Source organism: Nonomuraea sp. H19, from assembly GCF_052068215.1.
Lineage (GTDB): Bacteria > Actinomycetota > Actinomycetes > Streptosporangiales > Streptosporangiaceae > Nonomuraea.
The window spans coordinates 1-16,000 of sequence record NZ_JBQHCV010000069.1 but is presented as its reverse complement, the minus strand read 5'-3'; the positions used below and the strand labels follow the sequence as shown (position 1 = coordinate 16,000).

Below are 16,000 nucleotides of genomic sequence, written 5' to 3'. Positions count from 1 at the left end.
TGCGCCGCCACAAGCGCCGCGCCGAGGCACGTACTCACCTCCAGGCCGCCATGGAGGCCTTCGACCGGCTCGGCGCGACCCCGTGGGCTGCCCGCGCCACCGCCGAACTGCGCGCCACCGGACTCTCCCAGCCGGACCGCTCCCGTGCCGGACATCCACTGGACGTGCTGACACCGCAGGAGCTCCAAGTGGTACGACTGGCCGTCACGGGCGTGTCCAACCGCGAGATCGGCGCGCAACTCTTCCTGAGCCCGCGCACGGTCGCCTCTCACCTGTACAAGGCCTTTCCCAAGCTGGGCGTCTCCTCGCGCGCCGAGCTGGCCAGGCTGGAGCTGGCATAGGTCAGACCCGGCGGTAGATGATCGGCTGCGCGGCGATGCCGTTGGCCTTGAAGTTGGCCAGCACGAAAGTGCGGAAGGTGGGCCGGAAGATCAGGCTGGGCAGAAAGGTCCGCCAGTTCGGCCAACTCGCGTGGTTGACGAGCCCGTAGTCGGCGGGCTCACCCTCCACCGGCCGCATCAGCGCGGAGTTGGGCAGCGCGGTCTTGGCCTGGAACCACCCGGCGAACCAGCTCGTCGCGGGCGAACAGCACGCCGGCCACGAGCAGGCAGACAGCCGCATACTTCATCGATCCACCTCCATGGTGAAGGGCCGGGTCACGAGTCGGCCTCCGGTGGCGTACTGGGCCCAGGCCAGGTAGCGGCCCAGCTCCGGGAGGGTGAGGGTGAAGCGCAGCGCGGAACCTTCCGTCGGCATCCCGTGGGCGTGGGCCAGGTGCGTCCCGTTCGCGCTCCTGACGATGAGATGGCCGGGCATGCCCAGCCATGGCTGTAGTGGCCCCCTCCGGGCTGACCTCGATGGTCACTGGACTTGCAGCGGTCGGCGTGGGCGGGGTGAGGCGGGGCATGGCAGGCTCCTGGCCGGGGCGTACGGCTGGGCGGTGCCGGAGATCTCGAAGGCGCCGGAGAGGAGTTGCCCGCCCGACTCCTGCCGCTGCTCGACGCGCTGGGCGCCGAGCCGCTGGTCCGGCTGGTACGGACCCGCCTCAAGCGCTCGGCGTGGCCCGCATCCCCGCGGCCCGACGGCGGCGACCCGCGCCGTCCCCGGCCGGGCTGACCGGACGCCAGACGCAGGTCGTCCGGCTCCTCGCCCAGGGCTTGACCAACGCCGAGATCGCCGACCGGCTCGTCCTGTCGGTCAGCACCGTACACACGACCGCCACCTTGCCATCCAGCAGCACCCGCCTACCTTACCAAGCGTTTGCTCGACAAGCCGGGCGGCGCGGCGGACCTCGTCCGCGTCGGCCGGTGCGCGCTCATGCCCGGGGGATCGCCACTCCTCTGACACGGCTGGCGGGCAGCACAGCCGCCAGCACCGCCAGCACGAAGCAGAGGGCGATCACTCCGGTGACCGGTTCCCACGGGACGTCGATGGGGACGGAACCGGCCAGCTGCACGAGCGCGGCGTACAACCCGAGCAGCCCGAGCGCGGTGGCGACGGCCGCCAGCACCACCCCCACCGCCACGACCAGCAGCGCCTCGCCCATGACGTACCCCAGGACCTGGCGCGTGGTCGCGCCGAGCAGGCGCAGCCCGCCGCGTTCCGCCGCCCGGTCGGAGGCCGCCATCAGCAGCGTGTTGACCAGCGCGATCACGGTATAGCTGAGCATGATGCCGAGCACGGCCAGCATGCCGAGGCGGCTGGCGGAGGCACGGCGGTCGGCGGCGGTCACGGCCCAGTCAGCCTTGGTTACCGCGCGGGCGTTGTGTCCCCGGGTGGCCCGCTCGAGTGCTTCCTGCACGTCGGCGGTGGAGACGCCGGGGCGCAGCTTCACGTACGCGGCCGAGGGCAGGGCGGAGAAGGCGTGCGCCTCGGTGACATAGGAGTCCGCGGTGGAGTCGGCGTCGAGGAGCGCGACGACCTTCAGCGTGGCCTGGCTGCCGTCGGCCCGCCACAGCTTCACCCGCTGCCCCAGGCTCAGCTCCCAGGTGGGGGAGACCGCGATCGTGTCGTCTCGCAGCTCCGCGAGCGATCCGGCGGCCACGGGCACAGACAGAGCGGCCGTGAGCGTGGCCGGATTCACGGCCTCGGCAGGCCGCTTGATGAGCTGGGTGCCCCCGCCTTCGAGTGTGTAGAGGCTGGTCGACGTCACGGGAGTGACATCCGCGCCGGGGACGGCGCGCAGACTTTCCACGAGTTGCCGATCCAACCCGGCCGCGCGGGTGGGCAGCACCAGGTAGTCGGCGCGTACGGGGGTGGTCTGCGTCGCCGCCTTGGTGGCGTCGGTCATCGCCGCGGCGCCGAGCAGGGTCGCCGCCAGCGCCACGGTGACCAGCACCGGTGCGGCCGTGGCAGCGGTGCGCCTCGTCGATGCGATGGCGCCGGCGGGGACCACGAGGGCGCCCGCGCCGCGCAGCCGTCGGAGCGGGGTGGCGAGCAGGCTCGTGACCGGCCGGACGAAGACCGGGGCGAGCAGCCCGACGGCGGCGATGAGCAGCATGACGATGGGCATGAACGTCTTGTTGTTGGTCGCGCCGGACGGGTCGCTGACGGCGTTGACGATCATGCTGGCGACCGCGGTCGCGAGCAGGCTGCCTCCGGCGATCCAGCGCCCGGCCGTCATGGCCCTAGGCTCCAGTGCCGCCTCACGCAGCGCCTCTGCGGGCCGCACCCGGCCCGCGCGCCGGGCGGCGACGATCACGCCGAGCACGGCGACCAGCACTCCCGTGCCGAAGGCCACGTACGAGGGCGCCGCGGAGGTGGAGGGCACCAGCCAGGCGGGCGCCATTCCGAGCGCGCTCAGCCGGTCCAGGATCGGTCGGGTGGCCAGCGGGCCGATCAGCGCGCCGAGCGCGGAGGCGGTGAGCGCGACAATGATCGCCTCCCCGTACACCATGCGCCTGACCTGCCTGGCCGTCGCGCCGATGGTGCGGAGCAGGGCGAACTCGCGCTGCCGCTGCCCGACCGCGAAAGCAAAGGTTGAGGAAACCACGAATATGGCGATGAATGCCGCGAAACCGGCGGCAATGCCGACGATCGTGTTGGCGTTGTTGCGGGCCTGCTCGTCAGCCTCGCGGAACGGGTCGAGCAACGCCCGTTCTTGGCCGGTCAGCACCTTGACCTTGGTTGAGACCGCAGGGGTCGCGGCCTTGCCGGCGGCCGTCTCGGACGCGCCCAGGGCGGCGCGGACCTCGGCGGCAGGCCTCCACAGAGCCAGCGCGTCGATCCGCGGGGACAGCGCGGCTGCCCGGCGGTCGGTGAAGAACACGGTGTGCTGCGGGCCCGCGGCGGCCAGCCCCACCACCCGGTACGCCTGGGCCCCCGCCGCGGTCACCACGTGCACCCGCCGGCCCACCTGAGCGCCGCCGGTGACCACGATCTCGTCGTCCCTGGCGGGTGCCCTTCCCGACGACAATGGCTGCGGCGCCGTACGGGCGGCCGACCAGGGACGGCCGACGGCGGACGGGCCGCCGGCGAGCTGGGCGGGAAAGACTCGATCCACCACTGCCCCGGGCAGGCGGGCAGCCAGCTCGGGAGCGAACCCCCGTGGCTCGGCCAGCGGGGCGCTGCTCTCTCCCAGCCAGTTCTTCACGCTGAGGCGCTCATCGGGCACGACCACGACGGGCGCGGCGGCGTACCGCTGCGGAGCCCGGTCAGGCGAGGAGATGCTGGAGGTGAGCACCTGACCGAGCGCGGCCATCAGGGCCGCGCCGAGCGCCAAGGCGACGAACGTGCCCGCGAAGGACAACCACCGGGTACGCAGCGTGGACCACGCGATTGTCAGCACGATGCCTCCAACTGCAGCATCCGGGTGGCGATCAGCTCGGCGCTCGGGTCGTGCAACTCCCCGTAGACCCGGCCGTCGGCCAGGAACACCACGCGGTCGGCGTAGGAGGCCGCCACCGGGTCGTGGGTGACCATGATGATCGTCTGCGCTTGCCTGTCGACCAGGTCGCGCATCAGGCGCAGTACGTCGCGGCTGGTGTTCGCGTCCAGGGCGCCGGTGGGCTCGTCGGCGAACAGCACGGCGGGGCGGCTGACCAGCGCCCGGGCGATGGCGACGCGCTGCTGCTGGCCGCCGGACATCTCGGCGGGGCGGTGGTTCATGCGCTCGGCCAGGCCCACCGCGGCCAGGCCGTGGCGTACCTGCTGGGGATCGGGCCGGCGGCCGGCCAGGCGCAGCGGCAGCGCGACGTTCTGGGCGGCGGTGAGCGACGGCAGCAGGTTGAAGGACTGGAACACGAACCCGATCCGATCGCGCCGCAGCAGCGTCAGCTTCCTGTCGTTGAGCGTCGCCAGGTCCCGGCCGTCCACCACGACCCGCCCCGAGCTCGGCCGATCGAGGCCGGCGGCGCACTGCAGCAAGGTCGACTTGCCCGACCCTGATGGTCCCATCACAGCGGTGAACGTGCCGGCGCCGAAGCCGATCGACACGTCCTCCAGTGCCGTGACGCCGTGCGCGTAGTGTTTGGTGACCGCGATCAGATCGACCGCTTGCATGGGATTCATGGCTGACGACGCTATGAAGGTTCATAGCCGGGCGGTATCGGACAAGCGACTAGGATTCGTCGGGTGCTTCGAGGGCGGGAGTCTGATCAGCAGGCCATTGACGTGCTGCTCGATCAGGCGCGGGGAGGACATTCCGGCGTTCTGGTGATCGAGGGGGAGCCGGGGATCGGCAAGACCGCGCTGCTGGCGTACGCCGAGGAGCGCGCGCAGGACATGGACGTGCTGCGCGGTCTGGGCATCGAGACGGAGGCCGACATCCCGTTCGCCTCGCTGCACCTGCTCCTGCGCCGCCGCCTCGACCGCCTCGACACCCTGCCCGGACGCCAGGCCGCGGCTCTGGCGGGCGCTCTGGGCGTGGCGCCCACGAGAAGCGACGATCATTTCCATGTCGGCCTGGCGGTGCTGTCGTTACTGGCGGAGCTGGCCGAAGACCGGCCCCTGCTGTGTCTGGTCGACGATGCGCACTGGCTGGATCATGCCTCGGCGCGCGCGCTGCGCTTCGCCGCGCACCGGCTGCACGCGGAAGGCATTGTGATGCTGTTCGGCACACGCGGCGGCTTCGACTCCGCAGGCCTGCCCGAACGACGGCTGACCGGCCTCAACGATCAGAGCGCCGCCCAGGTGCTCGCCGACGCCGCACCAGCCCTCACCGGCCCGATGCGCATGCGGATCATCAAGGAGAGCGCGGGCAATCCGCTCGCGCTGCTCGAACTACCCCACACCACCGGCTTGCCGGCCTACGACCACAGCCCGCTGCCGTTGCCGGAGCGCCTACGTCTGGCCTACGCCGCCCGGATCGGCCTGCTGCCGCCGGACGCCCAGACCGCGCTGCTGGTCACCGCCTTGGCCGACGACGGCGATCTGGACGTGATCAGGAGGACGTGCGCCGAACTCGGCATCGAACCCGCCGCCCTGGGAGCGGCCGAGCGCTCCGGGCTGGTCAGGATCGCCGGACGGCACGTGTGGTTCGCCCACCCGCTCATGCGTGCGGCCTCCTTCCAGCTGAGCACGTACGACCAGCGGTCAGAGGTGCACAGGATCCTGGCCGGCCTCCTCGCGGACCGGCCCGACCGGCAGACCTGGCACCTGGCCGCCGCCGCCACGGGACCGGACGAGACGGCCGCGGGGGCTCTGGAGGAGATGGCCCGGCGGGCCAGGGACCGCGGGGCGAACGTCAGCGCCGTCGCCGCGTTCGAGCGGGCGGCGGAGCTGAGCGAGGATCCGGAGCTCAAGGGACGCAGGCTGCTCGCGGCCGCCGTGGACGCCACCGAGGAAGGACAGCTGCAACGAGCCCAGCAGCTCATCGAGGCCGCCACCGGCCTCGTGCCGGACGCGTCGGCCCGCGCCACGTTCCCCATGCTGCGGGCCAGGATCGCCTTCGGTCGGGGCGACCCGAACCTCGCCCACGACCTGCTGCTCAAAGGGGCGGCCGACGTGACCGCCGACGACCGCGCCGCCGCCGGTTTGATGGTGGTCGAAGCCGCACGCAACGCCCACAGGCTCGGCGACGCCGACCGGCTCGTCGAGGCCGCGGCCCGCCTACGCGCGCTGGACCTGCGCCCGGAAGACGACCTCGACCTCGCCAGGCAGTCCGCCCTGGGAACGGCGCTGCTGCTGACCGAAGGCCCTGGGGCCGCACTGCCGATCATGCGTGAGCTGGTGACCAAAGGCCGCCAGATCACCTCCGACATGCACTCACGCCGGATCAACGCCTCCTACTTCGCCCTCCAGACGGGTGACTTCCAGGCTGCGTCGGAAATCGCCCGCGCCGCCGCCGACGAATGCCGGGCCAATGGAGAGATCGGCAAGCTCGCCGTGCTCTACATCACGCTCGCCACCAGCGAGATCTTCCTCGGCAGGTTCACGGACGCCATGGCGACCGCCAGTGAGGGACTGCAACTCACCGCCGAGACCGGCAGGCCGAGCCGGGCCGGTTGCATGCACGGCATCCTCGCCTGGATCGCCGCCGCCCGTGGGGACGCGGACCGGTGTGCCGAGCTGGCGGCCGCCGCGCACCGCCACTACGACGCCAACGGGATCGTCAACGGACTGGCCTGGGCGCAGTGGGCGCAGGCGCTGCTGGATCTGGGCCAGGGCCGCTTTGCCGAAGCGCTGGACCGGCTGGAGGGCGCTCTGGCCGGGCCCGTGGGCCACCGCTTCCAGGCCGTTCACTTCACTCCCGACCTGATCGAAGCCGCCGCCCGGCTGGGAATGCCCGCCGACGGGCCGCTGCGCCACTACGAGACGTGGGCCGCGGCCTCCGGCCTCGAGTGGGCCCAGGCCGTCGCATACCGCTGCCGAGCCCTGCTGGAACCCGATGGGGATCGCGCACACGAGTACTTCCGCGCCGCCGTACGACTGCACGCCGGCAGTGGCCGCCCTTGGGAGTCGGCGCGCACCGCGCTGGTCTACGGTGAACGCATGCGCAGGGAACGGCAGAAGAGCGCCGCCCGCACCCACCTGCGTGGCGCGCTCGAAACCTTCCAGCGCCTGGACGCCCGGCCTTGGGCGGAACGCGCCACAAACGAACTCCGCGCGGCCGGCGACACCAGCCTCTCCGCCGCCGGCGCCGATTCCCTCTCGACGCTGTCCCCGCAGGAACTGCAGATCGTCCGCCTGGCCGCCGCCGGCCGCACCAACAAGGAGATCGGCGCCCAGCTCTTCCTCAGCCCCAAGACCGTCAGCTACCACCTCTACCGCGCCTTCCCCAAGCTCAACGTGACCAGCCGGGCCCAGCTGGCCGGACTCGATTTGGGGGTCGTCCCGTAGGCCCGCGAGGCCTCCTGCGGGTCGACGCCGCCAAGGGCGAACGCACCGCTGCGCTTCATCCAGGCGGGGCAGCCGAGACAAGGTCCGGTTCACCATCGGCAGACTCGAGGCCCTTCTCTAGCTCTTCTGCGGGCACCCGGCATACCAAACCCCTGTAAGGTGCTCCTTGTTACTACACAAGGCTCGCAATAACGAAGGGGACGCATATGTCGGATCCATCGTTATCTGGGGTAGTTAGCCTCTTCCTGCAGGTCAAAGAGAGATGATCGTGTCAGGCACGTAAGGCAAGTAGGCCCGCCGGATGCGATCATTGCGTGGATGAGCGACTGCACCTTCTGCAAGATCGTGGCCGGTTTGTTGCCGTCCTATCGGGTCCTCGAGGATGAGCACACGCTTGCGTTCTTGAACATCAGACCCGCGTCTCCGGGACACACGGCTCTTCCACATCACTGAAGAGGAGGCTGGCGCCGCCCTGCGAGCGCTGGTCCCACCTCAAGATCCAAGCCCTTCGGCCATTCCGCTGTCTGGATCGTGGAGCGGTCCTGAGCTCAGCTCCAGAGGAGCCAGTTGATCCCTGACGAGTACGGTGGGCGGACCGAGGATCGACAACCTGACGAGCTGGCTCCAGCTCAGCCTGCTCGTCTACCTCGCGCTCCACCGCAACGGCGTCACGCGCGATCAGCTCACCACCGCTCTTTGGCCCGACGAGACCAGCAAGGACGTGCACAACGCACTCCGGCATCTCCGAAGCGCCCTGGTCGCAGCTACCGGCTACGTGAATCCCGATTCCAAGCGAGCACCCTTCATCAACGCTTCGACCACCAAGGACAGCGCGACCTATGGAATCGACCCCGAGCTCATCAGTGTCGACCTCTGGGATCTTCAGGAGGCCATCGAAGGAGTCGCAAGATCCGGAGCGGAGCTCCGCGCGGACACCCAACGGCTCTGACGACGGGACTTCCACATCGTCCGGGGGGGCGTTTGCATGGGAGGTCGTTCGTGAAACACCCGGCCGCGCGACAACGCACCTGCAGCGACTGTTTCATGAGTTGTTGCAAACGGCTGACACCCACATGAAACAGTCCGGGTCGCGAGCGACGACTCAAGCACGTGGAATCGCACGACTGCCCGATGTCCACCTGCGCCGCCCCCACAGGCTCCCCCATGCCGAACCGGCAAGGGCAAGTGGCGATCCAACTCGCCAAGGCACTCAACGTTCCGAGCCCTCCCGTACGGAGGCCGGGCTCGGTGTGGATCGGCAGACTCAGCGGCACGTCAAGTTGACGGCCAGGGCGGCCACCGCCGCGCAGAAGAAGAGGGTCCAGGGGGCGAAGTGGTGGTCGTCAGCCCGTAGGTGTGCTGAGAATGCGCCGAGGAAGTACAGTACGAGGCCGCTGGCGGCGAGCGTGCCCAGGATCGGTACGGCGATTCCGGCCAGCAGCCCCAGCGCCCCGGCGGCCAGCAGCACGCCCAACGGGCGCATCCAGGACCGGGGCACGCCCAACTTGTCCGCCTGGCTCTTGGGGTAGTCGTGGCCGATGAGGTTGGCAGCGGCTGCCATGCCGTTGAGCGTCGCAGCGAGGAGCGTGATCGTGAGATAGACGGCAAACATCGAGGTTTTCTCTTTCCATGAGAACGATCGTCTGGTTGATCCCCTCACGGACGAGACGGCTGCCTAAGGAGTGACGGGTCACCGTGTGATCTGTGTTACAGCGCGACGCTGGTCAGCTTCTCCGGATTGCTGACCACATGGATCACCTCGATCGCCCCCTTCACCAGGTGGAAGGTGACCGCCAGCACCGGTGTGCGCCCCGCGTGGACGATGATTCCCGGGCCCCCGTTGACCTGGAATACCTGCGCCCGCGAGCCGTGCGGCCGGTGTGCCGACAGGATGACGACGGCGCGGGCCACACGCTCGCGGCCGTGGATGGCTGTGCGGGGGGCGCCGGTAAATCCGCCGCCGTCGCTCACCATGGTCACATCCGGCGCCAAAACCTCCATCAGGGCCTTCAGGTCGCCGCCGAGACAGGCCGCCAGAAACCGCTCGGTGGCCTGCCGCCTGGTCGCCTGATCGGTGTCATAGCGGCGGTGCCGCGTCTCCACCGCCTTCCGGGCGCGGAGCGCTATCTGGCGCACCGTCGCATGTTTGCGCCCGACGAAGTGCGCTATCTCGTGGTGGCCGTACCCGAAGGCCTCGCTGAGCACGAATACCGCGCGTTCCACCGGGGAGAGCGTTTCGAGCACCAGCAGCATCGCGGTCGACACTGACTCCTTGAGGAGCACATTCTGCGCGGCATCCGGATCAGTCAGAATCGGCTCGGGCAGCCACGATCCCACATAGGACTCCCGGCGCACGCGTGCACTTCGAAGCCGGTCGATCGCCAGCCGGGTGGTCACCCGGACCAGATAGCCTTCGGTGTCCGCGACGGTCGCCACATCGACGCGGCTCCAGCGCAACCAAGCGTCCTGCACCACGTCTTCGGCTTCGGTGACACTGCCGAGCACCCGGTAGGCCACAGCGTGCAGCAGACTGCGGTGCTCGGCGAACGCCCGCTCGATTGGTGACGAGTGGACCTCTGGGCGGCCGTGCATCGCAGTCCTTCCTGTGCCGCGCCCTCATCTGGGCGTCTTGGCGCCTGCCGTCGGCGAGTTCTTACCAGCGGTCATGTGCTGCGTCTGCTCGGCCGATCGCCAGGGCGGCCGCGGCGGCGGGCCGCCGAGTTCATCATCGCCCGTGTCACGGCGTCGTGCAGCAACCGCAGTGGGGCGTAGTAGAGCGTGCGGGGCCAGCCCTTGAGCGTGACCGCGGTCGTCACGTGTATCAAGCCGGGTGTGACGCCGACCGTAACGGCGAAGCAAGGCGCCGGTCCGGTCATCGGTGTCAATCACCCGCTGACCGCTGGCATCGCCGGATCTCCGGGCGGGAGTCGCAGCACTCTCGCGGCGAGCCCAAGCACCGCGAACAACCCTTTAACCCATGCCGGAAGAGCGGGGATAGTGAAGATCTCCCGCGCCCACCGCTCGGCGCTGAATTCTGTGGCGTTCGCGGCCGATACCGTCGTCGTGGCGGCGAAGTCAACGTGCGGGACGAGGGCGAGGGCGACAGCGACGGCGTGTTCCATTCGGCTGCTGTCCATTCAATTGCGTACGGCTGGCCCGCCATACGTCCGCGGGAGCCGCGGTTCTTGCGGTTGGTCGCCTGGTCGCTCTTCTCTGGAATGGCCGTCTTGATCCGGCGTCAGCGCAGGTAGGCGCGGTTGCTTCGGGAGGAGTAGGCCTTGTCGGCGGCCACCGCGCCCGGGCGCCCGATGGGCAGGCGGGACCTTGATACGCTCCAGCACGGCGCGGAACTGCGGACTGTCCCCGCCCGGCCCGGAGGCAGGACGAAGACAGCGGACGGCATCGCCGCTCGGCGGATAGATGCACCTTGCTGGTCAGCCCTCCCCGCGAACGGCCCTGCTTGGCCGCCGTCAGCCGGAACCTGCGCCGCCGTCGTAACCGTCGGCCTCCATTCCCGTCTCTGTCTTTGTCGGGGTTGCCGTGGCGGGGTTTGCCCCTTTGGCGTAGCCTCTCCCATCGCTTCGACGAGTTCGCTGTCGAGCGCCATCCCGGCGGCCTGATGGTGGGCGGGGCCGTGGTGGAGACCACGCTGACCGAGTCGAGCTCAGCCTGCCCCCGCGTCGTGGCCTCGGCGATCATTGCCTGCATCAGCTGCTCGAACATGCCGCTCAGTGCCCAGGAGCGGAGCCGGTCGTAGGCGCTGGACCATAGCCCGTACTGGGTGGCAGGTCCCGCCACGGACTGCCCATACGAACGCCACAGCACCGCGTTGAACTGCCGCGGAGACTCGGAGTCGGCTGCCATGGCGAACCCCAGACCGCGAGCCTGAGCTCACGGTCTGGACTGTACGCCATCGCGTCATGCGGAAGCCGTGTCGGACTGGCCCCCCTGGTCCAGCAGAGTGTTGATCATCTCCTGGAGCTGGGTGCGTCCGACGGTGCCGAGCGCTCCGGTCAGGGCTTCGGCGAGCTTGTCGAACGGGTCGTCGATCGGCAGCTCCTTCACCTTCTCGGCCAGCTCCTCCACGCTCCACAGCCCGTCTTTGTGGACGTGGGCGCCGAGGGACCAGCCGTGGTTGACTGCGACTGTTCCGCCGCGCACCGACAGCACCTGGCCAGTGAGCGGGCAGGCTGAACTGGCCAGGTAGGCGGCAACAGGCGCGCTGGCAGCAGGGTGCAGGGGATCAAACCGACCCGTCGGCGGTTCCTGACTCATGCCGGGAACGGCGAGAGTGAGGCGGGTACGGGCCATCGAGGGCGAGATGCAGTTGACCCGAACGCCGTACCGGCCGAGTTCGAGGGCGGACACGATGGTCAGCGCCGCGACCCCGGCGTTGCCCGCCGCGTAGGAGACCTGCGCGGGCAGCGGGTTGAGCAGCCCGGAGCCGGAGGAGGTGTTGACGACGGCGCGGTCGGCGTGGACCCCCGCCTGGAACCGGTCGCGCCAGTAGCGGGCCGCCCAGTGCGTGCCGAACCCGAGGTCGAGCACGACGTCGGTTCGGCGCCGACGGATCTCGGAGAAGCTCGCCCGGTAGACGTACAGATCACGCAAGGTCGGAGTCATGCGGGGGAGAGTGCCGGGAGAGGACCGCTAGTGTCCCCTCCCGATCACCCTCCTGCCTGGGTGCTCCTCGCTACGACACAGACTTCAGGTGCGCACCGTACTGGCGGCGCTCCTCAGCCGTCCCATGGACGGCCAGGACGCGACGAAGCCGGTCGAGATCGACCTCGCCGTAGGAGGTGAGGATCTCGACCGCCCACTCCAGCTTCGGGCCGATCTCCTGTCCCTTCGGCTGGGCACTCGACCAAATTTCCAGGTTGCCCGATCGCAGACGTCCGCGCTCGTCCATGCGGAACGGGCCGTCCGCTCTGTTGTCCAACCTGTCGCCGTTGACGTGGTGGACCTGCTCATCAGGCCACAACGCACGGCCAAGCTCCCGCTCTGCGACCACGCGATGTTCAGGACGGCTTCGTCCACCGTCTCGCACCATCCTGTAACCCTGATCTGTGATCCACCCCGTCCCAGCAGGCGCCTTCTCCCTGATCGGGCTATCCCAGTCCGGTTCTCCCTCGCGCTGCCGGAAGTAGTGGGTGTTGCAGAGGCCGAAATGCGCAGCGTCCCGATCGCAATCGTCGAGGCGGCACTGCTCCAGGTCGAGGTACTGCTTCCACTCTGGCAGCGGGGAGAACGGGCGGCCATCCTGCCACTGCTTGTAGTGGCGGTCGCACATGCCGCGCGCGTGACTCGGCAGGCCACAGCCGTCGATCTCGCAGTCGGGCGAATACCGCTCCCGAAGCGGGGCCAGCGGGTCGCTGCCCTTCAAGATCCGGCTGTAGTGCGACGAGCAGACGCCACGAGACACCACATCACGTTCGCAGTCCTCGGCGGCGCACGTAGTCTGGGAGTCTCGCTCGGCGTACACGCGAGGGATCTCGTTGGCTCGCCTGGCTCTCTGGTAGTGCACCTTGCACAGCCCACGGAGGGCAACCAGGCGGATCTTCTCGGCTTCCTCTTGGATACAGCGAGGGCAGGGAACTGGATCTACCTTCTTCTCCGTCTTCGGGGGCAGCACCCCGGCCCTCCGAGCTCGCGCGTAGTGCTTTTGGCACAAGCCTCGTGACATGGGCCGCTTCGGCTCTGGCTCCCCTTCTGCCACGCAGGCAGCACACATAGACTGGTCCACGTCAACCTCCTTGCAGGTTGGCCGCGCCCCCGGACGTTCCAGCGTCGCGGGGGCATACGCATTCGATGATCCATTCGAATGCTAGCGGGTGGGACCGACATCTCAGCGAGAACGTCCGCCCCGCCCCACCTCCTACGGAGTCGCGGCGAACTGGCCCAGCACCAGCGATTCCGGTCTATCGACGGCCAATCCAATCCTCTCGCTGCCCCTCAGCACGACGTACCCGCGTTCAAAGGCCTCCCCCGTTTCCGTGCTCGCCTGGACGGAGACGCTCTCCCGGTCAAACAGCTTGGCGCCGTAGCCGAAGGAGCAGGTCAGGAAGGTGCCCTGGTTGATGGCGGCGGTGTCCACGACCCGCATCCGCCACACGCGCTTCTCGCCGCCGACCGCCACCGACACGGCGATGAGGTACTGGCCGTTCTCGTCGCGCTCGGTTTCGATCTGCTCCCAGTCGAAGGGGTGCAGGACGACACCGTTCGGCTCGAAGAACGCGAGGATGGCCATGGTGGCGGAGCGGCGGAGCTGGAGGCTCTTGTACGCGGCGTCTCCGGCGAGACCCGTGTACTCCTGCGCGCCGGGGATGTTGAAGAGACCGGTGATCTCGTCGCCGTTGCCGGCGCCGTAGAGGATCTCTTCGTCCTCCTTCAGCTTCAGGCCGTCCACGAGGTCGCGGTCGATGATGCCCCTGATGCGGGACTCGTCCGCGAGGGTGTTCTTGTGGATGTGGACGGTGTGCGCGAGCTCGACGATCGGCGCCGTGTACGGGATGAACGACAGCTTCGACTTCGGGGCCTTACCGAACACGTCGGTGTCGTTGCCGAGCGCCGGGCCGCCGTTTGGCTGCTCCCGCTCGGGCACCCGCTTGGCGTTGTTGGTGAACCCGATTTGCCTGATCCCGTACAGGATGTTGGCCTGGGTCTGCTCGCTGGGGAACAGGTCGCGCACCCGGCCGGGGCGGCGCTGCCGCTCGGCCAGGCCGACGTTCTCCGCCATACCGAACGCGGGCGTGGTGTGCGTGCCGGCCGACAGCGAGAAGATGTCCTTGCGCTCGAAGTCGTACAGGCCCTGCTCGAACTCGGCGACCTGGCCAAGCTGCCGGAACTGGCCGGACTTCATCTCGGCGTACGCGTCGGAGTCGAGGAACGCCTCGGACAGGCTCTTGTGCTGCTTGCCGTGCGCGGCCGCCACGGCGTCGCGGGCGGCGTAGCTGGGCTCGTTCGGCTCGTCAAGGAACCGCTCGATGTCCAGGTGCTCCTTCTGCTCCTGGATCAGAGCCTTGATCTCGCGCGCCTCGCCGAGAGTCTTCTGGTAGTCGGCGTGCGCCTCGGTCGAGATGACCATGTGGCCCTTGCCGGTCTCATCGGTGACCGTGTTCGAGATGGCGTTGAGCCGCTGGGACTTCTGCTCCAGCGCGGTGGTTAGTTCCTTGATGCGGGCGTTGATGTCGCTCTTAGCCGTGGTCACGGCTCCCCCTTGATGCTGACACGGATTGACTTCGCGGTCGCGCCGCCCGGTCAGCACCGGGACGTCAGACGATCAAGGGGAGGAAAGCGGGTCGGCAGGGTTTGCGTCAGCGTTTGATTCCGCGACGCTGCACGGTCCCCCTCGGCCAGGAGGATCAGAGGGTGACGGTGCCCCGCTCGGCGGCCTCCAGGCGGGCAATCGTCTCCCTCGCCCGCGCGAGCTCCGACCGGTCGCCCGAGGCGAGCCGGGCCCGTAGGTTGGCGTTGTCTAGCAGCAGATCGTCACGCTCACCGCGGAGCCGGTCCGCGTCGATCGCGGCCAGCCAGCGAGTGAGCCGGTCCACGTGCTCCCACGCCCGGCCCGTCTCCACCCGCGCCTGCTGCTCGGCCTGCTCCGCTTCGGCCTGGGCCTTTCTCGCGTCGTCCAGCGCCCGCTCCAACTGCGCGGCGGAAGCGCAGCGAGCGCAGCCGGAACTGCGGTTATCTGGAGTGACTCTTGGTAGTCAGACATGTGTGGCAAGTAAGGTTGGCGCGTACTTGCCAGACAGATATCTAGGGGTCTTCAGGCATGTGAGCCATGTCAGGTGCACTGCCTCGGTACTACCGCCCGGAGCGAGCGGCGGTCGCCGACAAGTCGGTGTCCTTGTGGTGGTCGATGAGGACCTCGGGCTGCATGTCGAGGCGTCCTGGCTGGGATCACGGAACGTCACGGTCAGGCTCGGCGTTCATTGGCGATCGTCGTTGCTGATCGCATATGCCACCGCGGTGTGGAGATCGAGTTCGGCTCCGCGGCGGAAGGCGGCGGCGAACGCCTGTTGTCCGAGCCCTTGGCGGGCGCCGCTCTCGCAGTCCTGGTGGGAGTGGGTGTGGTAGGGCAGCAGGGTGGGGGCGAAGCCGATCTCTTGCCATAGTGCGTCGGCGGCGCCCAGCAGGCGGGCGGCGCGCTCGTGGGCGTGGCGGGCTTCGGCGGTCCAAGCCAGGACCTCCAGTGCCTTGGCCAGGCCCCAGTGGTCGTTGACGGCCATCCATGGTGCGGTGGCCTCCTGGATCAGTCTCTCGGTCTGGCGGGAGTCGCCGTGTTTCCAGGCTGCGATGCCGATGAGGAACAGCGCGTACGCGCGGAACAAAGGCGCGCCGTGGACATCGCACAAGGCCAGCAGCTCACGGCCGAGCGCCGCGGCGGCATCGGGATCGCCGGCGGCGCAGAACGTTGCGGCCAGATAGAGATTGAGGCCGACGGCGTCAAGGTCGCCGGCCGCCCGCTGGCGTGCGCGCGCTGCCTCCATCAAGGCCAGGCCATGCCCGGTGCTGCCGGCCGACAGCTCGGCGATGCCGGCCGTCATGGCGGCGGATGTCCGGCCTGTCTCATCGGCGATCTCCTCGGCCAAGGCATGACACTGACCAAGCCGTGCCGTGGCCGCAGCGGGATCTCGCTGGTAGATCGCCAGCAGGGCGTCAACCCACAGTGCGGTGATACGCGTCCGGGTCCGCGCCGGCACGAGGTCGAGGCCATGAT

At 69.3% G+C, this 16,000-nt stretch carries 16 protein-coding genes and 1 pseudogene; 5 read left to right on the top strand and 12 right to left on the bottom strand.

Translation table 11 applies throughout. The features are described 5' to 3' along the window. Window positions 1-341, top strand: a 341-nt coding sequence (locus tag ACTMTI_RS55690) for a response regulator transcription factor (RefSeq protein ID WP_441129198.1), incomplete at its 5' end; no start/stop codon positions are given. Between the two features lies 1 nt (window position 342). On the opposite strand, the gene ACTMTI_RS55685 is transcribed toward ACTMTI_RS55690, so the two are convergent. Together ACTMTI_RS55685 and ACTMTI_RS55680 are read right to left on the bottom strand one after the other, a co-directional pair. Next, complete coding sequence (locus ACTMTI_RS55685) at window positions 343-621, bottom strand: hypothetical protein (RefSeq protein WP_441129197.1); 279 nt, start codon at window positions 619-621, stop codon at window positions 343-345. 3 nt (window positions 622-624) lie between these two features. Next, window positions 625-816: a hypothetical protein gene (locus ACTMTI_RS55680; RefSeq protein ID WP_441129196.1), complete on the bottom strand. Its 192-nt coding sequence runs from the start codon at window positions 814-816 to the stop codon at window positions 625-627. 156 nt (window positions 817-972) lie between these two features. Here ACTMTI_RS55680 and ACTMTI_RS55675 point away from each other — a divergent pair, with 156 nt between their 5' ends. Continuing rightward, complete coding sequence (locus tag ACTMTI_RS55675; RefSeq protein ID WP_441129195.1) at window positions 973-1,116, top strand: hypothetical protein; 144 nt, start codon at window positions 973-975, stop codon at window positions 1,114-1,116. A 199-nt stretch (window positions 1,117-1,315) separates the two neighbouring features. On the opposite strand, the gene ACTMTI_RS55670 is transcribed toward ACTMTI_RS55675, so the two are convergent. Together ACTMTI_RS55670 and ACTMTI_RS55665 are read right to left on the bottom strand one after the other, a co-directional pair. After that, window positions 1,316-3,787 carry an FtsX-like permease family protein gene (locus tag ACTMTI_RS55670; RefSeq protein WP_441129194.1) on the bottom strand — a complete coding sequence of 824 codons (2,472 nt, stop codon included), beginning with the start codon at window positions 3,785-3,787 and terminating at the stop codon, window positions 1,316-1,318. Further along, a complete protein-coding gene (locus tag ACTMTI_RS55665; RefSeq protein WP_441129193.1) occupies window positions 3,781-4,509 on the bottom strand; it encodes an ABC transporter ATP-binding protein in 729 nt (242 codons plus the stop codon). The genes ACTMTI_RS55670 and ACTMTI_RS55665 overlap by 7 nt, the downstream gene beginning before the upstream one ends. Window positions 4,510-4,572: 63 nt before the next feature. Between ACTMTI_RS55665 and ACTMTI_RS55660 the strand changes: the two genes are divergently transcribed. Both ACTMTI_RS55660 and ACTMTI_RS55655 read left to right on the top strand, forming a co-directional pair. Further along, on the top strand, window positions 4,573-7,278 hold the full coding sequence (locus ACTMTI_RS55660; RefSeq protein WP_441129192.1) for a LuxR C-terminal-related transcriptional regulator: 2,706 nt from the start codon (window positions 4,573-4,575) through the stop codon (window positions 7,276-7,278). Between the two features lie 586 nt (window positions 7,279-7,864). After that, entirely contained in the window at window positions 7,865-8,227 is a 363-nt protein-coding gene (locus ACTMTI_RS55655; RefSeq protein ID WP_441129191.1) for a hypothetical protein, read from the top strand. Between the two features lie 315 nt (window positions 8,228-8,542). On the opposite strand, the gene ACTMTI_RS55650 is transcribed toward ACTMTI_RS55655, so the two are convergent. From ACTMTI_RS55650 to ACTMTI_RS55640, 3 genes are all read right to left on the bottom strand, one after another. Continuing rightward, window positions 8,543-8,890, bottom strand: coding sequence for a DoxX family protein (locus ACTMTI_RS55650; RefSeq protein ID WP_441129190.1), 348 nt, complete (start codon window positions 8,888-8,890; stop codon window positions 8,543-8,545). Window positions 8,891-8,985: 95 nt separating this feature from the next. Continuing rightward, complete coding sequence (gene sigJ, locus ACTMTI_RS55645; RefSeq protein ID WP_441129189.1) at window positions 8,986-9,870, bottom strand: RNA polymerase sigma factor SigJ; 885 nt, start codon at window positions 9,868-9,870, stop codon at window positions 8,986-8,988. A 71-nt stretch (window positions 9,871-9,941) separates the two neighbouring features. After that, entirely contained in the window at window positions 9,942-10,094 is a 153-nt protein-coding gene (locus tag ACTMTI_RS55640; protein ID WP_192776973.1) for a hypothetical protein, read from the bottom strand. 734 nt (window positions 10,095-10,828) lie between these two features. Between ACTMTI_RS55640 and ACTMTI_RS55635 the strand changes: the two genes are divergently transcribed. Then, window positions 10,829-11,035, top strand: coding sequence for a hypothetical protein (locus ACTMTI_RS55635; protein ID WP_441129188.1), 207 nt, complete (start codon window positions 10,829-10,831; stop codon window positions 11,033-11,035). A 161-nt stretch (window positions 11,036-11,196) separates the two neighbouring features. On the opposite strand, the gene ACTMTI_RS55630 is transcribed toward ACTMTI_RS55635, so the two are convergent. The 5 genes and pseudogenes from ACTMTI_RS55630 to ACTMTI_RS55610 all read right to left on the bottom strand — a co-directional run. Beyond that, complete coding sequence (locus tag ACTMTI_RS55630) at window positions 11,197-11,901, bottom strand: SDR family oxidoreductase (protein ID WP_441129187.1); 705 nt, start codon at window positions 11,899-11,901, stop codon at window positions 11,197-11,199. 70 nt (window positions 11,902-11,971) lie between these two features. Next, a complete protein-coding gene (locus tag ACTMTI_RS55625; RefSeq protein ID WP_441129186.1) occupies window positions 11,972-12,661 on the bottom strand; it encodes an HNH endonuclease in 690 nt (229 codons plus the stop codon). Window positions 12,662-13,153: 492 nt separating this feature from the next. Next, on the bottom strand, window positions 13,154-14,485 hold the full coding sequence (locus ACTMTI_RS55620; RefSeq protein ID WP_441129185.1) for a phage major capsid protein: 1,332 nt from the start codon (window positions 14,483-14,485) through the stop codon (window positions 13,154-13,156). Window positions 14,486-14,639: 154 nt separating this feature from the next. Beyond that, window positions 14,640-14,924, bottom strand: coding sequence for a hypothetical protein (locus tag ACTMTI_RS55615; RefSeq protein ID WP_441129184.1), 285 nt, complete (start codon window positions 14,922-14,924; stop codon window positions 14,640-14,642). A 285-nt stretch (window positions 14,925-15,209) separates the two neighbouring features. Next, window positions 15,210-16,000 (bottom strand): annotated as a pseudogene (locus ACTMTI_RS55610) (hypothetical protein); the annotation flags it as partial.

What these genes read in the sequence shown, in the direction of transcription:
- ACTMTI_RS55685 (WP_441129197.1), bottom strand. Translation starts at nt 621, where the DNA reads ATGCGGCTGTCTGCCTGCTCGTGGCCGGCGTGCTGTTCGCCCGCGACG.
- ACTMTI_RS55680 (WP_441129196.1), bottom strand. Translation starts at nt 816, where the DNA reads ATGCCCGGCCATCTCATCGTCAGGAGCGCGAACGGGACGCACCTGGCC.
- ACTMTI_RS55665 (WP_441129193.1), bottom strand. Translation starts at nt 4,509, where the DNA reads ATGAATCCCATGCAAGCGGTCGATCTGATCGCGGTCACCAAACACTAC.
- ACTMTI_RS55650 (WP_441129190.1), bottom strand. Translation starts at nt 8,890, where the DNA reads ATGTTTGCCGTCTATCTCACGATCACGCTCCTCGCTGCGACGCTCAAC.
- sigJ (WP_441129189.1), bottom strand. Translation starts at nt 9,870, where the DNA reads ATGCACGGCCGCCCAGAGGTCCACTCGTCACCAATCGAGCGGGCGTTC.
- ACTMTI_RS55630 (WP_441129187.1), bottom strand. Translation starts at nt 11,901, where the DNA reads ATGACTCCGACCTTGCGTGATCTGTACGTCTACCGGGCGAGCTTCTCC.